Source organism: Mesorhizobium sp. M7A.T.Ca.US.000.02.2.1 (assembly GCF_003996995.1).
GTDB lineage: Bacteria > Pseudomonadota > Alphaproteobacteria > Rhizobiales > Rhizobiaceae > Mesorhizobium.
In genome coordinates, this window is sequence record NZ_RZTT01000334.1 from 1 (window position 1) to 6732 (window position 6732).

A 6732-nucleotide genomic window follows, 5' to 3' on the forward strand; every position below is an offset into this window, starting at 1 on the left:
GCGCTGTTCGATGTCGGCGACGGCGGCAACCAATGCGGGCCGGCGACGGTGATCGTCTGGAAACCGGAAGGCGGCACCATCCAGAGCACCACGGTCGAGCAGGACCAGTGCGGCGCGCCGCCCTCGGCGGTGTCCGACAACGCCATCTATTTCGTGCCCTATCTGCTGCCGGGGGATGAGAAGCCGGCTTTGCAATGGTCGCCGACCGATGGGCTGACGATTTCGGGCAATCTGACCTACATGCCGGAACCCGGCACGGACTGGAAAGACATCGATCCGGAAAAGTACCAGAACATCACCGACGCCTTCCACAACGAGGCCGTCTACAAGGAAGCCGAAAAGCTGCTCGGCAAGGACATGCCCGATATGGCAACCAGCCTGCTGGTCGGCGGCGGCACGGAAAAGACCGCTTCGGGCGCCTTCTTCGCCAGCGGCTGCGTGCCGCATGACTGCGGCGGCAATGACGGCTTCATGGCGGTCGACCCGGCCCAGCACAAGCTCTATTTTGCGCGCCGCGGCGACAATGGCAAGCCGAACGCCTGGCCTGATGTGGCGACATGGCCGGCGGATGTGAAGGCGGCGCTGGACAAGGCGCTGGGGGCGGCGAACTAAGTATTTTGCGCGACGGCAGCCGCACCGTCGTCGTGCTGCGGAAAAGAATTGTCCGCCGCGATCCTTCACACCCCCCTCTGCCCTGCCGGGCATCTCCCCCGCAAGGGGGGAGATCGGCAGCTTCAGCGCTCCGCCCATCTCTGCAACGTTTGGCAATTGGCGAAACCATTCGTGGCATCCGATCTCCCTCCTTGCGGGGGAGATGGCCGGCAGGCCAGAGGGGGGTGCTGTCCCGCCGACATCGAAACCGTTTTGCACAGCCAATCGGTCTGCGTTGGCCCATGGCCGAAGCGGCCTCATCGTTGCAATATGGCTGCACTGACTTGCGAGGCCCCATGCGCACACTCATCTCCACCGGTTCGCCGTTCGAAAAGACCGCCGGCTATTCGCGTGCAGTGGTGCAGGGCGACTGGTGTTTCGTGTCCGGTACGACCGGCTACGACTATGCGACGATGACGATGCCGGAGACGGTAGAGGCGCAGACGCGCAATTGCCTGGCGACGATTGCCAAGGCGCTGAAGGACGGCGGCTTCGAGATGGCTGACGTGGTGCGGGCGCATTACTACATCACCGACCAGGCTTTCGTGGACGTGGTCTTCCCGATCCTCGGCGAGACGTTCGGCGACATCAGGCCGGCGGCGACGATGATCGTCTGCCAGCTCAACAGATCGGAAATGAAGATCGAGATCGAGGTGACGGCGTTGCGGCGCACGGCATGAAAGGCCACCGACGATGAAAGTCCGGCGCATCGTTGCCAATATCGAGACATCGGATGCCACTGCGGCCAAGCGTTTCTATCAGGATGTCCTCGGCCTCGATGTGCTTATGGATCTTGGCTGGATCGCCACCTATGGCTCGCAAGCAAAGATGGATGTCCAGGTCAGCTTCATGGCGCAAGGCGGCTCCGGTACGCCGGTGCCGGATCTCTCGATCGAGGTCGACGATGTCGATGCGGCGCTCGACGCCATGAAGGCGGCCGGCTTCGCCATCGAATACGGACCGGCCGACGAGCCCTGGGGCGTGCGCCGCTTCTATGTCCGCGATCCGTTCGGCCGGCTGGTCAACATTCTCTCGCATCGGTGAAGGCAAGGCGCTGCAATTTGCGGGAGGCTGGCGGGGCAGAGGGGAGCGCGAAGGATCGCAAACGAACGAGGTTGTTCTTGATCGCTGCGTTACTCCTTGCGCACAACCGGCTTGGCGTTTAGCAAGGCCGCGGTTCAAATTCTTTCCAGGACGGTTCCTCCATGGCAACGAAGCATCTTTTCCTGCTCCCCGGTGACGGCATCGGTCCCGAGGCCATGGCCGAGGTCAAGAAACTGATCGCGGTCATGAACGACAAGCTCGGCAGCGGTTTTGCCACCGATGAGGGGCTGGTCGGCGGCTGCGCCTATGACGCGCATGGCGCGGCGATCTCCGATGCCGACATGGAAAAGGCGATGGCGGCCGACGCGGTGCTGTTCGGCGCCGTCGGCGGTCCGAAATGGGATGCGGTGCCCTACGAGGTGCGCCCTGAGGCCGGCCTGCTGCGCCTGCGCAAGGACATGGAGCTGTTTGCCAACCTTCGCCCGGCCATCTGCTACCCGGCGCTGGCGGCGTCCTCCTCGCTCAAGCAGGAGGTGGTCGAAGGCCTCGACATATTGATCGTGCGCGAGCTGACCGGCGGCGTCTATTTCGGCGAGCCCAAGCAGATCATCGATCTCGGCAACGGCCAGAAGCGCGGCATCGACACGCAGGTCTACGACACGTTCGAGATCGAGCGCATTTCGGGCGTCGCTTTCGAACTGGCACGCACGCGCAAGAACCACGTCACCTCGATGGAAAAGCGCAATGTGATGAAGTCGGGCGTGCTGTGGAACGAGGTCGTCACCCAGACCCACAAGGCGCGCTATTCCGACGTCAAGCTCGACCACATGCTGGCCGATGCCGGCGGCATGCAGCTGGTGCGCTGGCCAAAACAGTTCGACGTCATCGTCACCGACAATCTGTTCGGCGACATGCTGTCCGACATCGCCGCCATGCTGACCGGCTCGATCGGCATGCTGCCGTCGGCCTCGCTCGGTGCGCCTGACGTGAAGACCAAGAAGCGCAAGGCGCTGTACGAGCCGGTGCACGGCTCGGCCCCCGACATTGCCGGCAAGGGCATCGCCAACCCGATCGCCATGATCGCTTCCTTCGCCATGTGCCTGCGCTATTCCTTCGGCATGGTCGATGAAGCCGACCGTGTCGAAAGCGCGATCGCCGCCGTGCTCGACGAAGGCCTGCGGACGAAAGACATCATGTCCGATGGCATGACCGAGGTCGGTACGGTTCAGATGGGCGACGCGATCATCGCCAAATTCCTGGGCTGATTCCGTGACGGTCGACGTCCGCTGGGCGACGATCGAGGACGCGACGGCACTCGCGGCCATATTGTGCGAGATGGCGGAGCATTACCGGCAGCCGCCTCTCGATGCTGACCGGGCCCTGTCTGCTGCACGCAAATGGCTTGGCGAGGAAAGCCCGGCCTATCCGCATTTCGCGCTCGCCTTCGTCGGCGGCGAGGTCGGCGGCCTGGCGTCGGTGGCGATCGCGCATCCCGGCATCGATCTTGAGCGGCTGCTGTTCCTCAAGGATTTGTTCGTGCGCGAGAAGGTTCGCAACGCCGGCGTCGGCCGGGCGCTGATCGGCTTTCTCGCCGATCATTGCCTGCGCGAAGGCATCGGCCGCATCGACCTGACCAGCGAGGACTGGAACGAGGGCGCACTGCGCTTCTACGACCGGCTTGGCGCCGAGCGCCACGGCCAGAAGGTCTTTCTCAGGCTTGCGGGTGAGGCGCTGAAAAGCGGCTAGATCCTGACGCCTGCCGGCACTGGTCCCCAAGGGTTTTCGCCCACCTGGGACGGCAGAAGTCCGAAGACCAGCAAGGCAATGCTGCCAATGGGAGTGATGAAGCCCAGCAGTGCAAACCAGCCGCTCAGACCCGCGTCATGCACACGCCGCACGACGAGGGCAATCGACGGCAGGATCAATCCCGAAAAGAAAACCAGCAAGGGTATGAGCCCTATGGCCCTCATCGGCGTCCTGTCCGCATTGGTTTTGAAGCCATTGAACGCTAGGTCAACGAGTATTCCGAAGCCTAGAAGCGCCAATATCCCGAGGGTGTAGAATAGCCAGAAGGCCCAGAATTCCTTGCGGCGGGCGCGACCTTTGAAATTGCTATAGTCCGCAATTATCGCGCGCCTAGAGTAAGCCCACAGACCCGTGGAATAGGCGGGCCTGCTCTCGGCCGAACGGCGTGGCTGCCGTGGCTGGCCCGTGCTTGGCGATGGCGCTGTCGGGGTGACGGCGACTATATCGTGCGCCGTACCGTCATCCGGTTGAAACTCGACAAGGGCGCCCCTGGCGAGGGTCACCCCCTGATTCAGATCGTTATGGGTGAAGATATAGCGCTTGCCGTCGATACCGTTGATGTATCCGTAATCCTGATCCTGGTCGTAGTGAAGCACCGCACCGCGCATACCCAGCCCCCCATTCACGCTAGCTACGGCGAATGCTACCTAGGGTTGGGTGCGATTGCAATATGCACGCAAACTATATTCTGACGCCCGCAGGCACCGGCCCCCACTGGTTTTCCCGGGCCTGCGTCGGGATCAACGCGAAGACCAGGATGATCAGGCTGCCGATGGTCGGGATCAGGATCAGCAGGCAGAGCCAGCCCGACAGGCCGATGTCGTGCAGCCGGCGCACGATCATGCCGAGGCTGGGAAGGAGTGTCGCCAGCAGGAACGTGCCGCACAACCCGACCGTTATCGCGCCCGAGATATCACTGTCGAAACCGCCCATATCCATATCGGTGTACAGGCCGATGCCGCCGATGATCAGCAGGCAAACCGTCCAGAACAGGCAGTAGCCCCAATATTCCTTGCGGCGGGCGCGTCCGGCGAAATTGAAATAGTTCTGCGTCACGCCGCGCCAGAAATAGCCCCAGAGATCGCCGGGCTCGGCTGTCTCGGAAGATCGGCCGAAATGCTGCGCAGGAGATGGGGCCGCTGCAGGCGGAACGCTGGCCTGGGCCGGTGCGGCCTTGATGCTGGGGTCTGCGGCCGCCGGAGGGGCGGTCGCAGCAGCGATCGAAAAGACGTCGCGCGCTTGGCCGCCGCCCGGCTGGAACTCGACGGCCGTGCCGTTGGGCATGGCGGTCTGCCGGCGCAGGTTCTCGCGGATGAAGGTGTAACGGTTGCCGTCGGCCCCGGATATGAAGCCAAAACCCTGGTCCTCGTCATAGTGAAGCACTTCGCCGCGCATTTGCCACCCCCCGCTCGCCACGTCCCGGCCGAAGGTGGCACAGGGCCGAGCCGATGGGCAAGCCGTGGCTACCCTCTTCGCGGCAAATGAAGCATAAGGCATCTAGTGCAACCGCCTTCGACAGAAGCAGAACATGACAGTCGAGAGTCCCGACAGTAAAACCGTGATTGAAGATGGAGGGGAAAGAAGACCTCCTAGGCTGGCCATCGACGCCACCGGCCTGACGTTCTGGCCGTCCGGCCAGGGACTTGTCGGCATCCCGCGGGTGGAAAGCTTTCTCGTCAGCGCAGCCCTGGCCGATCCCGACCCTTGCGTAGAGGTGGTGGCGTTCCGACCGTGGGAAGGCCGGTTTCGCCCCCTCGCTCCTTTCGAGCAGGACCATGTCGCGACGGGCGAGATTTCACCCTGGCGCCTCAAACGATGGCCTGGGAGACGCACGGCGATGTCGCAGGCCCTCGAAGCGGTGAGGCAGCAGCCATGGGGCAAGCGCGACGCCGACCGCCATCTCGCCAAGACGGTGACCCATGGCCGCAAAGGGATTGCCTATCAGGCGACGAGGCTGCTGATCAGGGCCTATCGTCTGTACCAGCGGGCGCGGATCCAGTCGGCCCCGCGTCAGGTTCCAAGCCAACCGAACGAGACCGAACGCGGCTTTGTCCTGATCAGCCATCACATTCTGACCGGGGATGACCGAACCGCCGTCTCCGGCCGCGCCGGCGGCCTCGCGTTTCTTTGCCACGACCTCATCCCGACACTGCGCCCCGACATGGTTGGTATGAGCCCTGGCGAGGCTCGCTACGGGTCATATCTCGAGCACCTCGTGCGTTCCGGCGCGCCGGCATTTTGTGCATCCGAGGAAGTTGGTGCGACGCTGACCGATCATATGCAACAGGCAGGCGTCACGCAGCCGGTGGTATACCGGTTTCCGATGCCGTCCATCCTGTGCGAGACGGCTTCGCGCATCGGCCAGACTTCGCGCATCGAGGCCGACGAGCCGTTCGTGCTCTATTGCTCGACCATCGAGGTGCGCAAGAACCACATCCTGCTGGCACGGATATGGCAGCAGGCGCTCGACGAGGGCGTCAAGCTGCCGCGGCTCGTCTGCGCCGGGCGCTGGGGCTGGATGATCGATCCGCTGCGCGCCTATCTCAAGGCTCATCCGAGACTGCTCGAGCGGGTTACGTTCACCGGAGCGATCAGCGATGCGGAGCTCATCCGATATTATCGCAGCGCTTCCTTCGGCGTCTTTCCCTCGCATATCGAGGGCTGGGGCTATGGCGCCTCGGAATGTCTCGATTTCGGCATTCCCGTCATCGTCTCGACCGCGCCGTCGCTGATCGAGGCGAGCGGCGGGCTGATGCCGGCGATCGATTCCAATGACCAGGCCGGCTGGTACGCTGCGATCCGCAGGATGGCGGAGGATTCTGGCTGGCGCTCGTCGCTGACGGAACGCATCGCAAAGCAGCATCGCCCGACGCCGGCATCGGCCAGCTGGGCTGCCATCAAGGCTGGCCTGCAGGAAAGCGCGTCCCTCCGGCCAAAGTCCTAGAGCAATTCTAGGAAAAGTGTGAAGCGGTTTTCCCGGGAAAACGCATAGCGTTTTCCCTTGGGAATTGCGTCAAAACAAAGAGTTAGAGCAGATCGCCGTTTCCGTGAAATGGTGAAATGCTCTAGTCGGGCCGCTTCTTCGCCTTCTTGTGCTTGGGCGCGCCGGTGGTGTCGAATTTCGGCTTGCCCGGCTTCTTCGCCCATGGCTTTGCCTCATGCGCGGCGGCCGGGCGCTGATCGACTGCTGCCGGTGCACGTTTTTCGAATTTGCGCTTCGGCGCGTTGGGG

General features: G+C 63.2%; 8 protein-coding genes. 6 read left to right on the forward strand and 2 right to left on the reverse strand.

What is annotated here, in order from left to right; translation table 11 throughout:
• From EOD15_RS25345 to EOD15_RS25370, 5 genes are all read left to right on the forward strand, one after another.
• A partial coding sequence (locus tag EOD15_RS25345; RefSeq protein WP_127408953.1) for a hypothetical protein occupies positions 1-612 on the forward strand: 612 nt, incomplete at its 5' end.
• A gap of 335 nt (positions 613-947) precedes the next feature.
• Positions 948-1331: a RidA family protein gene (locus EOD15_RS25355; protein ID WP_127321870.1), complete on the forward strand. Its 384-nt coding sequence runs from the start codon at positions 948-950 to the stop codon at positions 1329-1331.
• 13 nt (positions 1332-1344) lie between these two features.
• On the forward strand, positions 1345-1695 hold the full coding sequence (locus EOD15_RS25360; protein WP_127321871.1) for a VOC family protein: 351 nt from the start codon (positions 1345-1347) through the stop codon (positions 1693-1695).
• Between the two features lie 161 nt (positions 1696-1856).
• The gene (gene leuB, locus EOD15_RS25365) at positions 1857-2960 is read left to right on the forward strand and encodes a 3-isopropylmalate dehydrogenase (protein ID WP_127321872.1); all 1104 of its coding nucleotides are present in this window, start codon (positions 1857-1859) and stop codon (positions 2958-2960) included.
• A gap of 4 nt (positions 2961-2964) precedes the next feature.
• Positions 2965-3441, forward strand: a complete 477-nt coding sequence (locus EOD15_RS25370) for a GNAT family N-acetyltransferase (RefSeq protein ID WP_127321873.1) — start codon at positions 2965-2967, stop codon at positions 3439-3441.
• Here EOD15_RS25370 and EOD15_RS25375 read toward each other — a convergent pair.
• Both EOD15_RS25375 and EOD15_RS25380 read right to left on the reverse strand, forming a co-directional pair.
• Positions 3438-4109 carry a DUF805 domain-containing protein gene (locus tag EOD15_RS25375; RefSeq protein WP_127321874.1) on the reverse strand — a complete coding sequence of 224 codons (672 nt, stop codon included), beginning with the start codon at positions 4107-4109 and terminating at the stop codon, positions 3438-3440. The two genes, EOD15_RS25370 and EOD15_RS25375, sit on opposite strands and share 4 nt — an antisense overlap.
• Before the next feature lie 73 nt (positions 4110-4182).
• Positions 4183-4896 carry a DUF805 domain-containing protein gene (locus EOD15_RS25380; RefSeq protein ID WP_127321875.1) on the reverse strand — a complete coding sequence of 238 codons (714 nt, stop codon included), beginning with the start codon at positions 4894-4896 and terminating at the stop codon, positions 4183-4185.
• A 133-nt stretch (positions 4897-5029) separates the two neighbouring features.
• Here EOD15_RS25380 and EOD15_RS25385 point away from each other — a divergent pair, with 133 nt between their 5' ends.
• Positions 5030-6445, forward strand: coding sequence for a glycosyltransferase (locus EOD15_RS25385; protein ID WP_127321876.1), 1416 nt, complete (start codon positions 5030-5032; stop codon positions 6443-6445).
• The last annotated feature ends 287 nt before the right edge of the window (positions 6446-6732 follow it).

Excerpts from the sequence above, each read along its gene's own strand:
- EOD15_RS25360 (WP_127321871.1), top strand. The coding sequence starts at position 1,345 with ATGAAAGTCCGGCGCATCGTTGCCAATATCGAGACATCGGATGCCACT.
- EOD15_RS25375 (WP_127321874.1), bottom strand. The coding sequence starts at position 4,109 with ATGCGCGGTGCGGTGCTTCACTACGACCAGGATCAGGATTACGGATAC.
- EOD15_RS25380 (WP_127321875.1), bottom strand. The coding sequence starts at position 4,896 with ATGCGCGGCGAAGTGCTTCACTATGACGAGGACCAGGGTTTTGGCTTC.
- leuB (WP_127321872.1), top strand. The coding sequence starts at position 1,857 with ATGGCAACGAAGCATCTTTTCCTGCTCCCCGGTGACGGCATCGGTCCC.
- EOD15_RS25355 (WP_127321870.1), top strand. The coding sequence starts at position 948 with ATGCGCACACTCATCTCCACCGGTTCGCCGTTCGAAAAGACCGCCGGC.
- EOD15_RS25385 (WP_127321876.1), top strand. The coding sequence starts at position 5,030 with ATGACAGTCGAGAGTCCCGACAGTAAAACCGTGATTGAAGATGGAGGG.